The sequence below is a fragment of the Leptolyngbya sp. DQ-M1 genome (genome assembly GCF_039962505.1).
Classification (GTDB): Bacteria; Cyanobacteriota; Cyanobacteriia; order Leptolyngbyales; family Leptolyngbyaceae; genus Leptolyngbya.
The window spans coordinates 152,997-169,615 of sequence record NZ_JAMPLJ010000004.1 but is presented as its reverse complement, the minus strand read 5'-3'; the positions used below and the strand labels follow the sequence as shown (position 1 = coordinate 169,615).

At 48.9% G+C, this 16,619-nt stretch carries 18 protein-coding genes and 1 pseudogene; 7 read left to right on the top strand and 12 right to left on the bottom strand.

Features of this window, described 5'->3' with window-relative positions:
* Positions 1-41 precede the first annotated feature (41 nt).
* From NC981_RS14120 to NC981_RS14105, 4 genes are all read right to left on the bottom strand, one after another.
* Positions 42-380, bottom strand: coding sequence for a DUF952 domain-containing protein (locus NC981_RS14120; protein ID WP_348243515.1), 339 nt, complete (start codon positions 378-380; stop codon positions 42-44).
* Entirely contained in the window at positions 380-535 is a 156-nt protein-coding gene (locus NC981_RS14115; protein ID WP_190379223.1) for a hypothetical protein, read from the bottom strand. Before NC981_RS14115 ends, NC981_RS14120 begins: the two co-directional genes overlap by 1 nt.
* A 202-nt stretch (positions 536-737) precedes the next feature.
* Complete coding sequence (locus tag NC981_RS14110) at positions 738-1,196, bottom strand: VOC family protein (RefSeq protein ID WP_348243513.1); 459 nt, start codon at positions 1,194-1,196, stop codon at positions 738-740.
* 25 nt (positions 1,197-1,221) lie between these two features.
* Complete coding sequence (locus tag NC981_RS14105; protein WP_348243511.1) at positions 1,222-2,394, bottom strand: pyridoxal phosphate-dependent aminotransferase; 1,173 nt, start codon at positions 2,392-2,394, stop codon at positions 1,222-1,224.
* Positions 2,395-2,451: 57 nt separating this feature from the next.
* Between NC981_RS14105 and NC981_RS14100 the strand changes: the two genes are divergently transcribed.
* Positions 2,452-2,739, top strand: a complete 288-nt coding sequence (locus NC981_RS14100) for a DUF3288 family protein (protein WP_348243509.1) — start codon at positions 2,452-2,454, stop codon at positions 2,737-2,739.
* On the opposite strand, the gene NC981_RS14095 is transcribed toward NC981_RS14100, so the two are convergent.
* The gene (locus tag NC981_RS14095; RefSeq protein ID WP_348243507.1) at positions 2,736-3,365 is read right to left on the bottom strand and encodes a cadmium resistance transporter; all 630 of its coding nucleotides are present in this window, start codon (positions 3,363-3,365) and stop codon (positions 2,736-2,738) included. The two genes, NC981_RS14100 and NC981_RS14095, sit on opposite strands and share 4 nt — an antisense overlap.
* Before the next feature lie 52 nt (positions 3,366-3,417).
* Here NC981_RS14095 and NC981_RS14090 point away from each other — a divergent pair, with 52 nt between their 5' ends.
* Together NC981_RS14090 and NC981_RS14085 are read left to right on the top strand one after the other, a co-directional pair.
* A complete protein-coding gene (locus NC981_RS14090; RefSeq protein WP_190379228.1) occupies positions 3,418-4,242 on the top strand; it encodes a creatininase family protein in 825 nt (274 codons plus the stop codon).
* 87 nt (positions 4,243-4,329) lie between these two features.
* Positions 4,330-4,527: a hypothetical protein gene (locus tag NC981_RS14085; protein ID WP_348243505.1), complete on the top strand. Its 198-nt coding sequence runs from the start codon at positions 4,330-4,332 to the stop codon at positions 4,525-4,527.
* A gap of 358 nt (positions 4,528-4,885) precedes the next feature.
* Here NC981_RS14085 and NC981_RS14080 read toward each other — a convergent pair whose 3' ends face one another.
* The 3 genes and pseudogenes from NC981_RS14080 to trpD all read right to left on the bottom strand — a co-directional run bounded on the left by NC981_RS14080 (position 4,886) and on the right by trpD (position 6,669).
* On the bottom strand, positions 4,886-5,221 hold the full coding sequence (locus tag NC981_RS14080) for a XisI protein (RefSeq protein WP_348243503.1): 336 nt from the start codon (positions 5,219-5,221) through the stop codon (positions 4,886-4,888).
* Positions 5,209-5,625 (bottom strand): annotated as a pseudogene (locus NC981_RS14075) (XisH family protein). The gene NC981_RS14080 and the pseudogene NC981_RS14075 overlap by 13 nt, the downstream one beginning before the upstream one ends.
* 6 nt (positions 5,626-5,631) lie before the next feature.
* Positions 5,632-6,669, bottom strand: coding sequence for an anthranilate phosphoribosyltransferase (trpD, locus tag NC981_RS14070; RefSeq protein ID WP_348243501.1), 1,038 nt, complete (start codon positions 6,667-6,669; stop codon positions 5,632-5,634).
* A 205-nt stretch (positions 6,670-6,874) separates the two neighbouring features.
* Between trpD and NC981_RS14065 the strand changes: the two genes are divergently transcribed.
* Positions 6,875-7,957 (top strand): EAL domain-containing protein, encoded by a 1,083-nt coding sequence (locus NC981_RS14065; protein WP_348243499.1) that lies wholly within the window; start codon positions 6,875-6,877, stop codon positions 7,955-7,957.
* On the opposite strand, the gene NC981_RS14060 is transcribed toward NC981_RS14065, so the two are convergent.
* Positions 7,954-9,018, bottom strand: coding sequence for a potassium channel protein (locus NC981_RS14060; protein ID WP_348243497.1), 1,065 nt, complete (start codon positions 9,016-9,018; stop codon positions 7,954-7,956). The genes NC981_RS14065 and NC981_RS14060 overlap by 4 nt on opposite strands.
* Positions 9,019-9,208: 190 nt before the next feature.
* Between NC981_RS14060 and NC981_RS14055 the strand changes: the two genes are divergently transcribed.
* Entirely contained in the window at positions 9,209-9,673 is a 465-nt protein-coding gene (locus NC981_RS14055) for a CBS domain-containing protein (protein ID WP_348243495.1), read from the top strand.
* A gap of 20 nt (positions 9,674-9,693) precedes the next feature.
* A complete protein-coding gene (nblB, locus tag NC981_RS14050; RefSeq protein ID WP_348243493.1) occupies positions 9,694-10,356 on the top strand; it encodes a phycobilisome degradation protein NblB in 663 nt (220 codons plus the stop codon).
* Positions 10,357-10,474: 118 nt separating this feature from the next.
* On the opposite strand, the gene NC981_RS14045 is transcribed toward nblB, so the two are convergent.
* The gene (locus NC981_RS14045) at positions 10,475-11,344 is read right to left on the bottom strand and encodes an aldose epimerase (protein WP_348243491.1); all 870 of its coding nucleotides are present in this window, start codon (positions 11,342-11,344) and stop codon (positions 10,475-10,477) included.
* A gap of 20 nt (positions 11,345-11,364) precedes the next feature.
* On the bottom strand, positions 11,365-13,335 hold the full coding sequence (locus tag NC981_RS14040; protein WP_348243489.1) for a CapA family protein: 1,971 nt from the start codon (positions 13,333-13,335) through the stop codon (positions 11,365-11,367).
* Between the two features lie 237 nt (positions 13,336-13,572).
* Here NC981_RS14040 and NC981_RS14035 point away from each other — a divergent pair, with 237 nt between their 5' ends.
* The gene (locus NC981_RS14035; protein WP_348243487.1) at positions 13,573-14,808 is read left to right on the top strand and encodes a pentapeptide repeat-containing protein; all 1,236 of its coding nucleotides are present in this window, start codon (positions 13,573-13,575) and stop codon (positions 14,806-14,808) included.
* A 186-nt stretch (positions 14,809-14,994) separates the two neighbouring features.
* On the opposite strand, the gene NC981_RS14030 is transcribed toward NC981_RS14035, so the two are convergent.
* Positions 14,995-16,350: a CmpA/NrtA family ABC transporter substrate-binding protein gene (locus tag NC981_RS14030; RefSeq protein WP_348243485.1), complete on the bottom strand. Its 1,356-nt coding sequence runs from the start codon at positions 16,348-16,350 to the stop codon at positions 14,995-14,997.
* Positions 16,351-16,619: the final 269 nt, after the last annotated feature.

The following is a 16,619-nucleotide window of genomic DNA, read 5'->3' as shown; positions in this document are numbered from 1 at the left end:
CAAGTTCTAGAATCTTAACAAACCCTAACCCAATTCGATCTTTAAGTTGCGAACTGTTTCGGTAGCGTGAATGATCCGTCTGCATTCGGCGGAAAATCAACGATCTGCACGATCGCCTCTGTATTCAGTTCACCATAAAGATGCGGAAACTCTCCGACTCCTTCGACCGCTTCATATTTGATTTCTGCACGAACGCGATCGGGATCAATCACGAGCAAAACCAATGAAGTTTTTCCTCGATAAAATTGATTTGCAACCCAAATCACTTGATCCGGTGTGGAGCAGTGAATAAATCCTTCCGTCTCAAGCGAATCAGCCCGATAGGCTCCGGATTGTTGAGCCGCAATTGCAGCATCGCGCTCTGTAATGTGCAGGAGCATTAGTTTATTGATCCCATTGATCCCAAAGTGAGAAGCGAGAGGGAGAAGGTGTTAAAAAATGAAGTCGGAGCCTCTTTCGGTTTGGGTGCGCTAATGCCTGCGAACAATGTCAGAAGCGCAGTAATGACGATCGCTTGTAGAAGTTTTTCTAGCATCTCGAACCTCGCTCAATTTTCAGGAAGGCAAATCGTGCATCTACCTTTTGAATGATCTTACCCACATTTGATGCACATCGCGTATCTTTAGAGTCTTATAAGTTTGCAGGAAATGGAGTGATCTGACTCACTTTAGGTTGGTGAAAATGAGTCAGGTCAGCAAACAGAGAACAGAAGGAATGAGTGAGGACAAAACTGTAACTTAAGGTGAAGGATTGCAACGAATTTCTAACATAAAGCCATCCGGATCGTAGAAATAAATTCCGCGTCCGGTTGGGCGAGACACAGGGCCATGATCGATCGCCACGTGATAGTGATGCAGCACTTCAACAGCCTGATCGAACAACTCCGGTGCGATGTCAAACGCAAAATGATTCATTCGGGTAAAGCCTTTTTTGGGATCGGGATCAGGCGGAGTTAAATCGGGTTCCCAAAACAAATCAATAATGGTGCCATCTGGTGTTTTGAAGTTGGCAACTTTCCCAGAAGCAACTGCGTTTTTCAGCGTTTCGGGAACTTCTGATCCAGTGAGTTCATGCAAGCCTAAAACTGTGCCGTAAAAATGGCGAGATGCTTGCATATCTTTAACGTTCAGAGCGAGGTGATGCACCTGACGTAAACAGCCTGTTAAGGAAGCGATCGATTCGGAAGTAGAGAGCATAATTAACACCGCATTTTTTAATGTTCTAGCGTGTCTCGACGATCGTTTTCAATCCGGTGACAAGTCGCTGAATGCCTTCGATCGCGGTTTCTTTTTCGAGTGCGCCATATCCCACACGCAAATAACAACCATTTTCTAGTCCAAAGGTAAACCCTGGAAGTACAGCAACTTGGTGATCTTGAATCAGTCGTTTTACGAGTTCCATTGTGTCTAGTTCGGTGTGAACTTTGAGCAGAAAATAGAATGCGCCATCTGCTTTTGGAACGGTGCAGAAATGACGAATCGATTCGAGTTCAGCTAAAACAATGTCGCGGACTTGAGAAATGGATATAAGTTTTTCTTCGCAGTACGATCGTCCTGCCTGCAATGCTCCTAGTGCTGCATATTGAGAAACCACAGCAGGACAAATCACATTCGTATCCTGAATTTTCTGCACTGATTCGAGCAAGTAAGCCGGAATGACCATATATCCAATGCGCCAACTGGCAAAGCCATACGCTTTAGACAAACTAAAGATTGAGATCGTATGGTTAGCACTATCGCCAATGCTGGCAGCAGAGAAATGATCAACGCCATAAGTGAAATATTCGTAAGCTTCATCGGTAATGTGAAAGCAATTCGATTCACGACACAATTGATTCACTTCTCGCAATGCAAATTCGGAGTACACTGCACCTGTTGGATTATTCGGGGAAATGGTGACGATCGCACGAGTTCGATCAGTGATGGCAGCTCGAATTAAATCAGGCTGAAGCTGATAATTTTCATCTGTTGGCACTAACACAGCTCGACAACTCGCAATCTCGATCGCCATTTCGTGATTGAAATAAAACGGAGTTTGCAGAATGATCTCATCACCGGGATCAGTAATGGCTAAAACAACATGCAGAAACGCCATATTGCTGCCTGCGGTGACAACAATTTCTCGATTAGTCAAATCAATCTTGTTTTCAGTGGTTAATTTCTGTGCGATCGCCGCTTTCAATGCTGGAATTCCCTCAACCGCTTGATATTTATGATTCGCTGGGTTGCTGAGAAACGTGGTGATTTGATCGATCGCACTTTGAGGCGGCGGATAGTTCACCACACCTTGACCGAGTGAAATCGTACCAGGGTGTTGCCGGATCAGTTCACCGACGATCGGGATAATCGGCGATTGAACTGCTTGCATCCGAGAGGGAAGACGATTGAAATTCATGAGAATTGACAACGCTAAGCCCTATCATGGTATCGAACATTCCTTCGGCAGTGAGCTATGGCGCAAGAGCAAAAAGATCAAGAACATCCGTTGTGGAAGACCGATCGCGAGATTGTGAATGGTTTACTGAGCGGTGAAGCGACCGATTTGAATCTTGCTGAACTCGCGCGGCTTCGCATTCGCTACAATGGCTTTCCTGGAGCGCGAGACATTCAAGCGGATTTAGACAAAGTTCTCAAACAGTGGAACTTAACCGAGGAGGTCTTGTTTGAAAAAACTCGCAAAATTCATGCAGAATCCCAACCGTACAAAGGGCGCGGCGCAAAACGCGACGATTGGAGCTAAGCAAAAATTTTCCAGGTTTCGTTCTCGATCAAAATGTAAATTCCTAACCCAATCAGCACGATCGGCACCAAAATCCGGTTGTATTGTTCCAGCACAGGCGCGATCGCTGGATGACGCGATAACCAGTCGGCAACTCTACACCACACCGCAACCAAGCTAAAAAATACGGTCAACACAATCATCATTCGCTGTAACTCTAAGCTGGCAAACAGGGGAATGTAGGTTGCAATATTGTCTCCACCGTTTGCAAACGTGACGATCGCAACACTTAGGATCTGTGGCTGAAAAAATCGCAATAAAACCTTCGTGACTGGGTGATCCGGTAGCGTTGCGCCTTGAATTTCACCTTCTTCCTCTCGGCTTACGATCGCCCGAATTCCCAGACAAATTGGCAGAACTCCTAGCAGACCAATCCAAGTCTGCGGGATCAACAATCCACCTAAAAATCCCAATAAGCTACACCCAACAATTCCGGCAAATCCTAAATACTGTCCTAAATAGATGTGTGCTCTTGTAAAAGACGAATTGACCTGAGTAAAGAACAGCATCAGGACAAACAAATCATCGATATTCGTCGCCGCAAACGCGATCGCCCCTGTTAAAACAGTCGAGAGAAACCAGAGCATCGAGCAAGACACCTTACAATCTGAAATCAACGGTATCAGACTTAGGAACCCCATGATGCACGGTTTTATTCCCAGCGATCGCTATTTTCCCTATCTCAGTTGGACAGATATCGAATCAATGCCCAACAAAGAGAACGTTGTAATTGTGCAGCCGATCGGCGCGATCGAGCAGCATGGCGCACATTTACCGTTAGCGGTGGATTCTGCTATTAGTGTCGCTGTCTTGGGTAAAGCATTATCTCAACTTGATCCCAACATTCCCGCCTATGCTTTACCGCCTTTGTACTATGGCAAATCAAATGAACATTGGCACTTTCCCGGAACGATCACACTCAGCACTCAAACCCTACTCGCAGTTCTAATTGAAGTTGCAGAAAGCATTTATCGGGCTGGATTTCGTAAGTTAGTATTCATCAATTCCCATGGAGGGCAGCCGCAAATTCTCGAAATCGCTGCCCGTGATTTGCACCAGCAATACGAAGACTTTGCATTATTTCCGTTATTTACTTGGAAAGTTCCAACGATCGGCGCGATCGCATCTGAACTCTTCAGCGAAAAAGAACTCGAACTTGGAATTCATGCAGGCGATGTTGAGACGAGTTTGCTACTTTCAATCCTGCCGGATCAAGTGAAAATGGAACGTGCTAAAGCCGAATATCCGCTGGGTGAGCCGCAAGCAGGAGTTCTCAGCATGGAAGGAGCGCTTCCGTTTGCCTGGATGACTCGTGATTTGAGCCGCAGTGGTGTGTTGGGCGATCCCACAACTGCCACAAAAGAAAAGGGCGATCGCATTCTCACCGCTCTAGTGAATGGATGGGTACAAGTCCTCGAAGATGTTTATCAATTTTCATTACCAACTGCGTGGAAGTGTGAATAAGTTGAAGTATTTGTCGCAAATAGGATTGCACTTCTCCAAACCTCAGTAAAATTGGAGACAAATCGCACAGCTTATCTGGAGGTTTGTATGGCAGATGCGATCGTTGTTCCCGTTCGTCAAGTGTTGCAGACAAGGCAGGAACTTGATGAGGCAGTCAGAAACTACATTACAAATGATTGGCAAGGCGAAGAACTACTTCTGCGTTGGCAAGCGATTCGCGACGCTTCACTCGCGCAATTGGCGGATTCTGACCCGTTCGCAGTTCCAGGAGAAGATAGTTATTAGAGCAGACTGATTGTAAAGATTCGCGGATGAATCCGACCAAGTGCAAGATCAGCAGAAATACTTTTGAGGTGTACTCTACCCGGACTTTATCTCAACGGATCGCTTCTAGAATTCTCTGCGCCAACACAAGAGCAGACGGCTTCTAGAAAGAGACCTTACTCTCACTGGGGTTTTCCGATAGCTTAATTTAGAGCTATCGGAAACAACCGCGTAGATCTCAGGCTGCGAACAGAGTACGATCGCAGCTTAAATTGCGATCGCAGTAAGCGGAGCAGCCACGGCTCAACCCACTTTAAAAGGGAAACTCCGCTTAGATCAGACAGACGCGATTTTCGTCGTGGAGCGCCAAGAAAAATGGTTAAGCGATCGCGTATCCCGTATGCGGTCGCACATCGGCAGGATGAAAGCCCAGAACAATATCATGTTTGGGAATACCTGCTTCTACCAATTCACGAGTCACACCATCTTCTGTTTCATCCCGTTGCACCCAAATTTTGCCATCAATAATATCTAGGTGAACTAAACAACCGTGAACCCGCGTTTTACGATCCCATCCCAACGTCATCAGCACATAACTATCCCGGCTTTCATCAAAAATGGGTTTGCAAATCAGCTCGCCATGCGAGTAAGGAATTTCAGTATATGGGATCAGAACGGCTTGAATAATTCGGCGATACTCCGCTAACTTCTCCATTGTTGAATTACCTCTTGCTCCGCATCAAATACAATCAGCTTGAGATCCTCATCTTCGATCAAAAGTTGCCCGATCGGTTCTTCAAAGAAAGAACTGTACGTGATATCGCGAACAGCGAGATATAGTTTGTATTCAGGATTTGTGCGACGTAGAACCGATCAGTAAATTACAAATTGTCCAATTGCATCGCGAAAAGCTTGCATTTCGGAGTCTCCAGTAAAGCTCTTCACTTCAACTGCAATTCTCTCTTCGGCTCGTTCTGCAACAATTAACCGCTTTGCTCCTAAATCCACATACATATCTTTCCGTCCCCACCGTAAATGGAGCGGATCATGGGTAATGATCCAGCCATCCTTGATGAGTGCCTGTTTTACAACATGATGATAGAGGTCAAGAGCTGGCATAAGCTCCTACTTCAAGAATTCAACGAGTTGGGCTAACTTATCCCATGCTGCACAAGACTTAAGGATTTCTCTTGCTTGATCAATTCCCTGCTCATACGACTCTACCGCCTGTCCCACACGCAGCGCTAATGCCGCATTCAAAGTCACAGCATCTTGTTGAGCTTGCGTTCCTTTCCCTTGCAGCACCGATCGTAAGATCTCCGTATTCACAGAGATATCCCCTCCTCGCAGGGCATCGGTTGCGGCTTTCTGCAATCCAAGCGCTTGGGGATCGATCGTCGTCAGTTCCACCGCTTGATTGTTCAATACTGCAATGTCAGTCAGATCGCTCAAGCCTGCTTCATCGAGTCGCTCCCTGCCGTGCAGCACGATCGCAGATTCCTTGCCCAATAGCTTTAATGCTTCTGCGATCGGCTCTAACAGCGCAGAACTATACACTCCGATCACTTGTCCTGTCGGCTGTAACGGATTCACCAACGGGCCTAGCAAATTAAACACCGTCCGCACTTTCAGCGTTCTTCGCATCGGAGCCACGACCTTCAGCGCCGGATGCCAACCCGGAGCAAATAAAAACGTGATGCCCACTTCTGATACTGCCGCCTGGATTCGCTCCGGGTCTGCACCCAAATTCACGCCCAACGCTTCGAGAACATCTGCTGATCCCACTAAACTTGATGCTGATCGATTGCCATGCTTTGCCACTCGTAGTCCGGCTGCTGAAGCCACAAACGCCACGGCAGTTGAGATATTGAATGTAGAAGCACCATCGCCACCCGTTCCGCACGTATCGATCAGAGAAAAATTGGGGCGCTCGATCGACTGGGCTTGCGACTGCAATACTTTCGCCATTCCCGCAAGTTCTGGCGCTGAAATACCTTTTGCCTGCAACGCCACTAAAATTGCACCCGATAAAACTGGGGGAATCTCATCATTGAGCCATCCCTGCATCAACGTTGAAGCTTGATTGAGCGAGAGCGAGTCGCGATCGAGAAGCTGCTGAAGTAATTCAGACCATTGTGCGGTTTCTAGAGCCGGGGTAGTCATAGGTCAGGAGGGAGAACGATTCAAATCCTGTAGAAAATGATCTCACGCAATGGTTTTCTTGAAGCTTCTTCCTTAAAATTTGCAAATTAGGGTGTGATTTAGATCGCAAAGTAGCGCGATCCAAGTCACATTTGATACTCTATAGGCACGGAGAAAAATTCGTCATCCGTGGTGCATCCTTTAAGAAATGTGAGGGGTTTCTTTTGTGCAGATCATTCCCCAATCTAGTCATCTGTTCACCTTGATTGTGCAGCCAAGCGATCGCGAAACGCGTGCGGTGCTGTATCGATTGGGCTTTGAGAAAATCGCAGTCTTGCCGCAACTGCTCTATCGTTCTGTGAGCCAGTTTGAACTGTCGAATCTGTTCGCGGCAATCTGTCAGCACGTCTCGAACCAGGCAAAGGCATTATCTCGATATCTCGTGACGCGATCGGTGCTGGATCTGGAGCATTTATTGAGTGAGTTCCACAGTGCCCAATCGCTCAAACACATGATGCTGCTGGGCAAACACACCTGGTTTTTCCAGGTCTTGTCGAGTCGGCAACTGTTTTTTAACTATCAGCCGATTTTTGATCTGCATTCGGGTCAGGTGGTGGCGCATGAATGTTTAGCCCACGCTCGCAATGAAGAGGGGCAGCTCTTTAACGGACAGCAACTGATTGATGCAGCGTTGATGATGAATTTGACCCGAGAGTTTGATACGCTCGCCCGATCGATGTGCTTTAACACCTTGGCGCAGTGGAATCAGCCGGATCGCCCTACTTTTTTCATTAATGTCTTACCCAACGCGATCGCGCATCATCCCGAATCGCTAGAGCAGAACTTTCAGCAAGTGCTGGATCTCGGCTTGCACCCAGAACAAATCGTGTTTGAACTCACCGAAGTCGAAGCGCTGACTCAGCATCCTAACTTACCGAGAGTGATTGAACAAATTCGGGCAGGCGGGTTTGGGTTAGCGCTGGATGACTTGGGCAGTAATGTGGGAATCGATCACTATTGCACCGAGTTACGCCCGGATGTGATCAAGCTCGATCGACGATTGATTCACCGGTGTAGTCGCTACGAAATGAAGCAAGTGATGGTTAAGAGCTTGGTTCAGGTGGCGAAAGAATTTGGCATCACGGTGTTAGCCGAGGGACTCGAAGCTGTAGAAGACATCGAATTTTGTCGATCGATTGGCGTAGATCTGGGGCAGGGATTCGGATTAGGAATGCCGAGTCGAATGCCGATCGTCGCAGGTTCGCTTCAATCTGGCGCAGGAGTGATCGATCAAGCGTCCGTCAATTAGTTCCAAATGCGGGGAGAGCCGCGATAACGCATCTTCCGGCGCACGACTAAACTTCGCATCACCTGCGGAATATCGCCGCGATGCCCCATCACAATCACCGCATCGCCTTCGCTTAATACGATCATTTGTCCCGGATGGGTGATTGTCGTCCCGTCTGCTCGTCGCAGCGCTACGATGATCATCGTGCCGCGTCCCCGCGTTTCAATATCGCCGATCGTCGCCCCAATCATGCCGGACTTTTGGGTAATCGCCAGTTCATCCATCTGAATATCCATCTGTCCAAGCAGTTCATTCAGCGTATTGCGATCGTCGCCTTGGCTGAAAAAATCCAGCGTTGCCGGATGCGTGATCATGTGTGCCATCCGCAAAGCGCTAATCGAAGCAGGTAACACCACTTGATTGGCTCCTGCAAGTCGGAGCTTTTTCTCGGTCGAAGGCAGTTCCCCACGAGACAGAATCAAGAGTTTCGGATTCAGTTCGCGAGCCGTCAGCGTAATGAACACATTCGCTGCATCATCGGGTAGCACCGTCGCCAATGCCCGCGCCGTATTGATTCCCGCTTTATGCAAAACCGTGTCATCGGTCGCATTTCCCAAATACACTAAATAGCCCTGAGATTCTGCTTGCTCGATGCGATCGTCGTTATGATCAATCACCACAAACTTGACTTGAGCATCGGTCAGCTTTTTCGCCAAAATCTGCCCCATCCGACCGAAACCACAAATAATCACATGGTCTTCCAGTGCCTTGATTGTTTGAGACATATGGTTTCTTTGTAAAATCTGCTTGATTTCGCCTTCAGTCACCATCTGGATAAATCCGCCCACGGCATAAACCGCAGACGACGTACCACTGATGATCACCAGCATCGTAAAAACTTTGAGTTCCGGGGTATTGACGGGACGCACCTCTCCGAACCCCACCCCAAACACCGTAATCACTACCATGTAAAATGCATCGAGTACCGACCAGCCCGCGACAACATAGCCTGCGGCAGCAATCAAGACGGTAATCACAAAAAAGACGACTCCGGTGATGATTCGTCTGAGGGAACCTTGCATAGTCAAGCTTGAGCGTGTTCGCGCTATCGGTGGCGAAGTGCTTCTATCATCGCAGATTCATCCTCCTTTAGAGTGTTTATTCCGCAACGGTAGATCTACGAATGTTAAATCGGGTGAATCGATCGCAGCCTCGATCGCCAATTCCCCAATAATTGATCTAGACCTTAGAAAAGAACGGTTCACAACCTCCATGCCGAAAACTGTTGCGGAAGCGATGACCCCCAATCCGATCACGGTTCATCCTGAAACCCCGATCAACGACGTGATCAAAATCCTAGCCGAGCGGCATATTAGCGGTCTGCCTGTACTCGATGCCAACGGTCAACTGGTCGGCATCATTTCTGAAACCGATTTGATGTGGCGCGAAACCGATGTCACACCCCCCGCTTATATCATGCTGCTCGATAGTGTGATTTATCTAGAAAATCCAGGGCGGTATGAAAAAGAATTGCATAAAGCGATCGGGCAAACCGTCGGAGAGGTGATGAGTTCGGCTCCAGTCACCACGACTTCAGACACACTCCTGTCCAAAGCGGCCAAGGCAATGCACGACCACAAAATTCATCGATTGCCTGTGCTTGATTCATTCGGTAAGGTCGTCGGCATCTTAACTCGTGGCGATATTATCCGCAGCATGGCAGCAGAGCAAGCTTGATTTATTAGAGATTTGACCCTATGAATACACCAGATTCGATTCGCGACCTATTACAATCTCAAGATTTTGGCGATCGCCTGCGTGGCGTCAATCAACTCAGAACGATTGATCCGGCGATCGCGTTTGAACTCATACAAATTCCTGTGGCAGACTCCAATGTGCGGGTGCGATATGCTGCGGTTAGTCAGCTTGCGTCGCTGGGGAGCCAAAATCGCGAGGCTGCACTGAGCTTATTAAAAGTGGCGCTGGCAGATGTGGAAGCGGATGTGCAAGCGGCAGCAGCGGACTCGATCGGGGCGCTGAAGCTGACGGAAGCTTATGAACAACTCGAAGCCCTCTACCACAGAACGTCAGAATGGCTGGTGAGTTTCAGTGTGATCGCAGCGCTGGGCGAGCTGGGTGAGCCGCGATCGTTTGATCTGCTGAAAGCAGCGCTCGGCTCCAACAATGAGGTACTGGTTAAAACGGCAGCGATCGGCTCACTGGGAGAATTAGGGGATGCGCGAGCCGTTGAATTGCTTACGCCTTATGCAACTGACTCCGACTGGCAGATTCGCTATCGGGTGGTGCAAGCCCTAGCTCGGTTGAATACACCTGAAGCAAGAGCGACGATCGAAACTCTGACCCACGATGAAGCCGAGCAAGTTGCAAGTCACGCAAAACAAGTTTTGGCTGCGTCGTAGCTTTAAAGAATAAAGGTGGCAGATCGCCGATTTATTGCATCCGTGATCGTAGCGACGCGAGTAATCGCGTCGCTATGACAAGTTCTACACTTATCGCGCCTTTAAGACGATCGCCTTCTCACGAAAACTCAATAGATAAGCTAATCGTTGTGTTCATCGTTGCGCCAGGTTCCACCGAAAGTAATCGATCGCCTGTATTTAAAGCATTGCGGGGAGCGCTCCAAGGTTCTAGACAATAAAAATCCTTGCCTTTCAGCGTCCAAAACACCAGCAAAGGAAATTCATCCGCCGCAGTCAGAGTAATTCGTGTGTGACGGCTTAGATCCGCGACATTTGAGACTTGGCGGCTGATTTGCAGAAACGCCCAGTCGATCTCATCCTGAGCGAAATCAAACGTATTGAAGAACGGATGGTGCGCTTGAGTTCTTTGATCTAGAGCATCGTTCGCAGGAATATCGAATCGAAGCTGATGTTTTTCTGGAGCCAAGAAATAGGGATGAAATCCGATCGAAAACGGCATCGGTTCATCTGAGAGATTGCTAATTTGCTGCTCGATCAGTAACGTTTGACCCTGTAAGCGGTAAGTAAATACTAACCGGAAGTCAAACGGATAGTGTTCACGAGTTTGAGGAGTACTGGAAAGCCCGATCGTAAAGCTGAGTTCCGCTTCTGTGTTTTGCTCCATCACTTCCCAGGGCAAATCACGAGCAAATCCGTGCTGCTTCAAGTTGTAGGACTGTCCTTTGTAGCTATAAGCATTGTTGGGTAAATTCCCACAGATGGGGAACAAAATCGGAATTCCACCCCGGACTGAAAGCGTGGGATCAGCAAACCGAGCGGTATCCATATACAGGAGTTCGCGTCCCTGAACTTGCCAACTGGTGATAATGCCCCCGCGATCGGGAACGATTTCGAGCTTAGAGTTAGAAGCTCGATCAGATAAGACATAGGTATCGAATTGCTGGCGACGACGTTCAATGGAAAACACAGGCAGATGAATAAGTGGTGTTAAGGATAGAGAGCAGCATCGACGATCGTGTCATTAGGCATTGAGGTTGCATAACGACGACGATCGGGTTCAATGCTTTGACTCGGTGCTGGAGGGTTGAGTCCATCTGAGTCTGTTTGGCGATCGTTTGGATCGTCGGTCGCCTGCGGACTGGGTGAAATAGAGGGCTGAACCTCTGGAGCCGGAGATTCGCGGCTGGGTTGATTGATGAACGAATTTTGATTCCAAGGTTGGTCAGAAGAAGTCGGACTTGATTCTGGAGCAGGCGTTAAAGTCGGACTTGCAGAATCGGGACTCAATTGGGAATCTGAAGGCGTTGACTCTGGGTTTGGTGCAGCCTGATCAGGATCAGAATCAGGTTGAACAGTGCTAGAGGGACTCGGAGATGGGGTATTCGGCTGAGTTATGCTGTTCGATCGCGCATCAATAATCGTAGGCGACTTTAGCGGTTGCTGGAACACATCGGAAACCGATTCGATTTGGTTGAGAATTTCTTGTCCACGATCGCCCGTTGCCACATGCGGCTGAAATCCTTTAACCTCAACGGGCAAAAGTTCGACCTTCATTTGCCGATCTTTGAGCGCAACCCGCAGCATTGCACTGTCATAATTCCCTTCTGCTTTTTTGCCAAAAATGAAGTTTCCGAGCGAATAGGCGATCGGGCGACCTTTGTAAATTTCTGCGCCTTGCAAAACGCTAGAATGATGACCCACCACTAAATCTGCGCCTTGATCGATGGAAAAATGGGCGAGTTCGATCTGAGATTCGCTGGGATATTTGGCAATCTCATCGCCCCAGTGGAGGTTCACAACCACCCAATCGACTTGATCGCGAATGGCTTTAATATCGGCTGCAATGCGATCGTTTTGCTTCAGGTTCGTTCCGGGGGTTGATTCGCTAGCGGCTTGCTCCGGTGCGCCAAAATAACCCAGGTACGCCACTCGTTGCCCATCGACATCAAGAATTTCAGGGCGACGGGCTTCTTTCGTGTCTCGTCCTGCCCCAAAATGACGAATTCCCGCTTGGTCAAGCGTTTTGATCGTGTCTTCGAGTCCGGTGCCCTGGTAATCCATCATGCGATCGTTTGCTAGATTCACAAGACCGATGCCGCCGTTTTTCAGCACGTCTACTTGAGCCGGATCAGCTTTGAACCCTTCGTTCTTGGTTGAATCGGATGCCGTAGTAAACGGCGCTTCGAGGTTGACGATCGAGACATCCGCTTGCCGTGTTTCTGGCAGCGCGGCAAATGCCCAGTTTTTGTCGTCCTTCACCAACTCTGCGTAAGTATGCGTGAGCGACACATCACCCGTAAATAGAAGCGTGGCGGTTCCATCGGTGGAAGTTCCAGCAGTCTCGACCTGCACAGGTTCTAGCGCAGTGGTCACGGTTTGGGGTCTGACTGTAGAGTTGGCTGCTGTCGCCGTGGTTTGGGTGGGCGGTGCGTCTTTGTACCCTAACCAGCAGCCGAAGATAAACGCGGCAGCAGTCGTCCCGGTGAGTAAGAGCGATCGCAGGGCGCGAAACTGCACTCTTTGACGGGTGGTTTGCCGGAGTTTTGACTTGATCTGAGCAACGTCTGCGGTGGGAGCTTGCGCCTGGGGTTGTGCGAGTTTGGCGCGACGAGCAGGAGAAACAACTCGCACCGTTTTACGCCAGAGAATTTGAGGTTTACCCGTAAAGCGGGCAGCAATTTGAACGCCATCGATCGCGGCAGAGTTCAATTGCCAAATGTGATGGCAAATGAAGCGCACCAGATTTTGCTGAAATTCTGGCGATTGGGCATCGACTTCCGGAGAAGGATAAAATTCGACAAAGATTCTGACGCATCCCGGCGATGAAGCGGATTCTGTCTGAGCGAACAGATTATGAGGCAGCAAAAACACATTCAGCCAATACGTGAGTGCATCCAAATCGCCCGATCGTGCCAACTCCTGCACCGAGGGCTGATTTGACTGAGTTGCCTGACCCATACTGTTTAGACTCCACACGCACAAGGACACAGATTAGTAATACTGCAATTCTGGGAAGTTGAACGAATTTTATGGCATAAAGCCAACTTTTGTCACATTGGAGAAATATTTTTCCCACAATCTAACGATGAATTGATCAATCCGCACTGTATTCGAGATTGGAATCGCAGCAAAGACACAGATCAGCCTTGTGCGTAGCGGGTAACATAAGCTTACTGACTGAATTGACAAAGCTCCATGTCTGTTGATCCCAATTTGCCTGCTTCCAATACCACCAATGGTTCTGCGGTTTCAATCACGCCAACTCGCGCAGAAGTTTCGAGAGAGCGGACTGCCTCTCATCTAGCGTCTTCACAATCTGGCTCATCGCCCCCAAATCCGAGTCGAGCGATCATTTTGATTGTGGCATTGCTCATTGTGTCGATCGGGCTATTTCTCAACCAGTTCTGGCTAATTTTGGCAGGCTCGATCGTCACGCTCTTGTTCTCAGCGCAGATGCTTTACCCAACCGTAAAGCCCGTCCTGATCGAAATTCTCACCGAGCAAGATCAAGGGATTACTTTGGGGGTAATTGGGGCAGTTGTGGGGTTGATTGGGATTGCAAAAATTTTCGGAGCCGATCAAGCGAGCGCACAGTTATATCGCACTTTAGATTGGGATGCAGTTGGGGCATTAGGTGAAGTGTTCGGCGCGTTGGGACAGATTTTGATCGCGATCTTGGCAGTTTATATTGCATGGCGACAGTACATTATCTCGATCGAACTCACCGTGCAGCAAAATACAATTACGCAACAGCAAACGATCGATACGTATTTCCAGGGAATCTCGGATCTAGTGCTGGATGAAGAAGGGCTGCTGGAAGATTGGCCCCAAGAACGAGCGATCGCAGAAGGGCGAACGGCTGCAATTTTAAGCAGTGTCGATGGTGCCGGAAAAGCCAAGATCATTCGGTTCCTCTCACGGGCAAAATTGCTGTCTCCCCTCAAGCGAGATGCACGCTTGGGCAGAGCAATCCTTAACGGAACGGGTGGATATGCAGAAGATCGAGTCAACGGGATTCGGGTGATCGATTTAGGAATTATGCTGGCAGCAGCAGATCTTTCAGGAACCGATTTACGCTGGGCAGATTTGAGTGAAGCGAACCTCATTCGTGCAAATCTAGCCAACTGCGACTTAGTGAAAACGAATTTTGCCCGCACGGTATTATGTAGTGCGAGTTTACGCGGCGCTGATTTAAGCGGGACTCGTTTCTTCTATGGCAAAGCAGAAACCGCCTCGCCTCGCAGTCGCACAGAGCCGCCAAACTTCAAAACCGGAGCTTATACAGGTGCCGTGATCGAAAACGCAGACTTCACTGATGCAGAAGATATGTCTGAGGAGCAACGATACTACTGCTGCGCTTGGGGTGGCTCAACAACACGCAGCACTATTCCCGGTGGGTGTGAAGGAATTCCGAATAAGCTAGGGCGTTGAAGATTTAAAAAGAAAACAAGAGCACAGTCGGTCTTTCGATGTTCCGCACTCTTGATGCTATCCTTTGGGACACTCGATCGAAAGTGGAGAATGTATCGACGCTCCAACCTTCGCAATGTTGGTTTAAGTCAGGCTGGCAATGAACGATCGAAGAGCAAGACACGACTCTTCGGAATCGATCGCGTTCTAGACTTTGACTTTCTTCACTTTCAGGCTCTTGAGGTACTCGATCGGATTAGCAGGATCGAATGAAACCCCATCAAAGAACTTCTCGACCCCGCGCGAGGCATCTTTCGGAATGTCAGCATCTGCAATTCCGGCTTCTTTCGCCGCTTCTTTCCAGAGGTCTTCGCGGTTGGTTTTATCTACCAGCGCTTTGACATCGGTTTCAGCGGGCAGCATTTCCCAGCGAATGTTCTCGGTGAGGAACCAGGTGTCGTGACTCTTGTAGGGGTAAGACACGCTGCCTTTGCTGTCTTTCCAATAGAGTGGCCCCATGCTGATATCGTTGATTTCAGGCTGACCGTCGCCCATGTTGTACTTACCGGCGAGCGGCGAGTCGAGGATGTTCGCCGGCAGGTTGAAGTATTGCCGTCCACCCACAAGCTGAGCCAGTTCTTTGCGGTTTTCCTGCTTGTCGCACCATTGTTGCGCTTCCATCAAGCCTTTCAGAATCGCTTTGGCCGCTTTCGGGTGCTTGTCTGTCCAGTCTGCTCGCATTCCAAAGTATTCTTCGGGGTGGTCTTTCCAAATCTGAGCGGTGAGCGCTCCCATAAAGCCGATGTTGTCAGACAAGATCCGGTAGGGCCAGGGGTCGCCGGTGCTAAATCCGTCCATTGTGCCGGTTTTCATATTGGCAACGGTTTGCGCGGGCGGCACCACGATCAGTCTCACATCGGTATCGGGGTTCACACCGCCTGCGGCTAGCCAGTAGCGAATCCACAGTTCTTGGTTTGCGCCAGGGAAGGTGTAGGCTGCGGTGAACGGAGTGCCTTTCGATTGCAGTTCCTTCAAATAGGTAGCGCCGCCTTTGGACAGATCGAGGTGAAGATTTTTGCCGAGGTGCTTATTGGCGATCGCAATGCCATTTCCTTGAGTTGAGGTCTGCAACATCACGTACATCGGCACCTTGCGGTTATCCGTGATTCTGCCTTCTGCAATTAAGTAAGGCATTGGCATTTGGAACTGTGCGCCGTCAATCCCGCCACCTGCCGAGCCGATGACAATGTTATCTCGCAATGCACCCCAGGAAGATTGCTTCAAGGCTTGCACATCGGTCATGCCGTACTTCTTAAAGAAGCCTTTTTCAACGGCAACGACGAATGGCGCAGCTTCAAAGATAGGCAAATAGCCAAGCCGAGCGGTTGTGACTTCTGGGGCATCTCCACCGCCGGAGTTCACGGCTGGAACGGCTCCGGGGGAGGAAGGGGCAGCCGCATTATCCCGGCTGGGAGGATTGCCAACGCAGCCTTTCAGCACAAACGCGCCGATGCCGGATGCAGTTGCAGTATATAAGAAGCGGCGACGGGAAAACTGACTCATAACTCGAATCTCCTAACAAACAAAATCGCTATTTTTTGGCATGAGAAGCTGTCAGGAGTTATCCCAAAGTGACAGCCTTTTGAGAAGTAAAAGCTGAGCAGAAATTGAACCAAAACGAAACACAAATATTGCAACCGGAAGGACGCAAAGCCGCACAATTCCTGAGGTCTTCTAACATTTGTTTAAGCAGATAGAAGCCGCGATCGCGCTGACATTTGTATTTGCGTTCAAGTATTCAATTAGTAAATAAACTTTGTGAACTCAGAAGT

Coding starts and splice junctions, on each gene's coding strand:
- trpD (WP_348243501.1), bottom strand. CDS start 6,669: ATGACTACCCCGGCTCTAGAAACCGCACAATGGTCTGAATTACTTCAG.
- NC981_RS14035 (WP_348243487.1), top strand. CDS start 13,573: ATGTCTGTTGATCCCAATTTGCCTGCTTCCAATACCACCAATGGTTCT.
- NC981_RS14105 (WP_348243511.1), bottom strand. CDS start 2,394: ATGAATTTCAATCGTCTTCCCTCTCGGATGCAAGCAGTTCAATCGCCG.
- NC981_RS14085 (WP_348243505.1), top strand. CDS start 4,330: ATGGCAGATGCGATCGTTGTTCCCGTTCGTCAAGTGTTGCAGACAAGG.
- NC981_RS14110 (WP_348243513.1), bottom strand. CDS start 1,196: ATGCTCTCTACTTCCGAATCGATCGCTTCCTTAACAGGCTGTTTACGT.
- NC981_RS14115 (WP_190379223.1), bottom strand. CDS start 535: ATGCTAGAAAAACTTCTACAAGCGATCGTCATTACTGCGCTTCTGACA.
- NC981_RS14120 (WP_348243515.1), bottom strand. CDS start 380: ATGCTCCTGCACATTACAGAGCGCGATGCTGCAATTGCGGCTCAACAA.
- NC981_RS14030 (WP_348243485.1), bottom strand. CDS start 16,350: ATGAGTCAGTTTTCCCGTCGCCGCTTCTTATATACTGCAACTGCATCC.
- NC981_RS14080 (WP_348243503.1), bottom strand. CDS start 5,221: ATGGAGAAGTTAGCGGAGTATCGCCGAATTATTCAAGCCGTTCTGATC.
- NC981_RS14090 (WP_190379228.1), top strand. CDS start 3,418: ATGATGCACGGTTTTATTCCCAGCGATCGCTATTTTCCCTATCTCAGT.
- nblB (WP_348243493.1), top strand. CDS start 9,694: ATGAATACACCAGATTCGATTCGCGACCTATTACAATCTCAAGATTTT.
- NC981_RS14095 (WP_348243507.1), bottom strand. CDS start 3,365: ATGCTCTGGTTTCTCTCGACTGTTTTAACAGGGGCGATCGCGTTTGCG.
- NC981_RS14060 (WP_348243497.1), bottom strand. CDS start 9,018: ATGCAAGGTTCCCTCAGACGAATCATCACCGGAGTCGTCTTTTTTGTG.
- NC981_RS14100 (WP_348243509.1), top strand. CDS start 2,452: ATGGCGCAAGAGCAAAAAGATCAAGAACATCCGTTGTGGAAGACCGAT.
- NC981_RS14040 (WP_348243489.1), bottom strand. CDS start 13,335: ATGGGTCAGGCAACTCAGTCAAATCAGCCCTCGGTGCAGGAGTTGGCA.
- NC981_RS14055 (WP_348243495.1), top strand. CDS start 9,209: ATGCCGAAAACTGTTGCGGAAGCGATGACCCCCAATCCGATCACGGTT.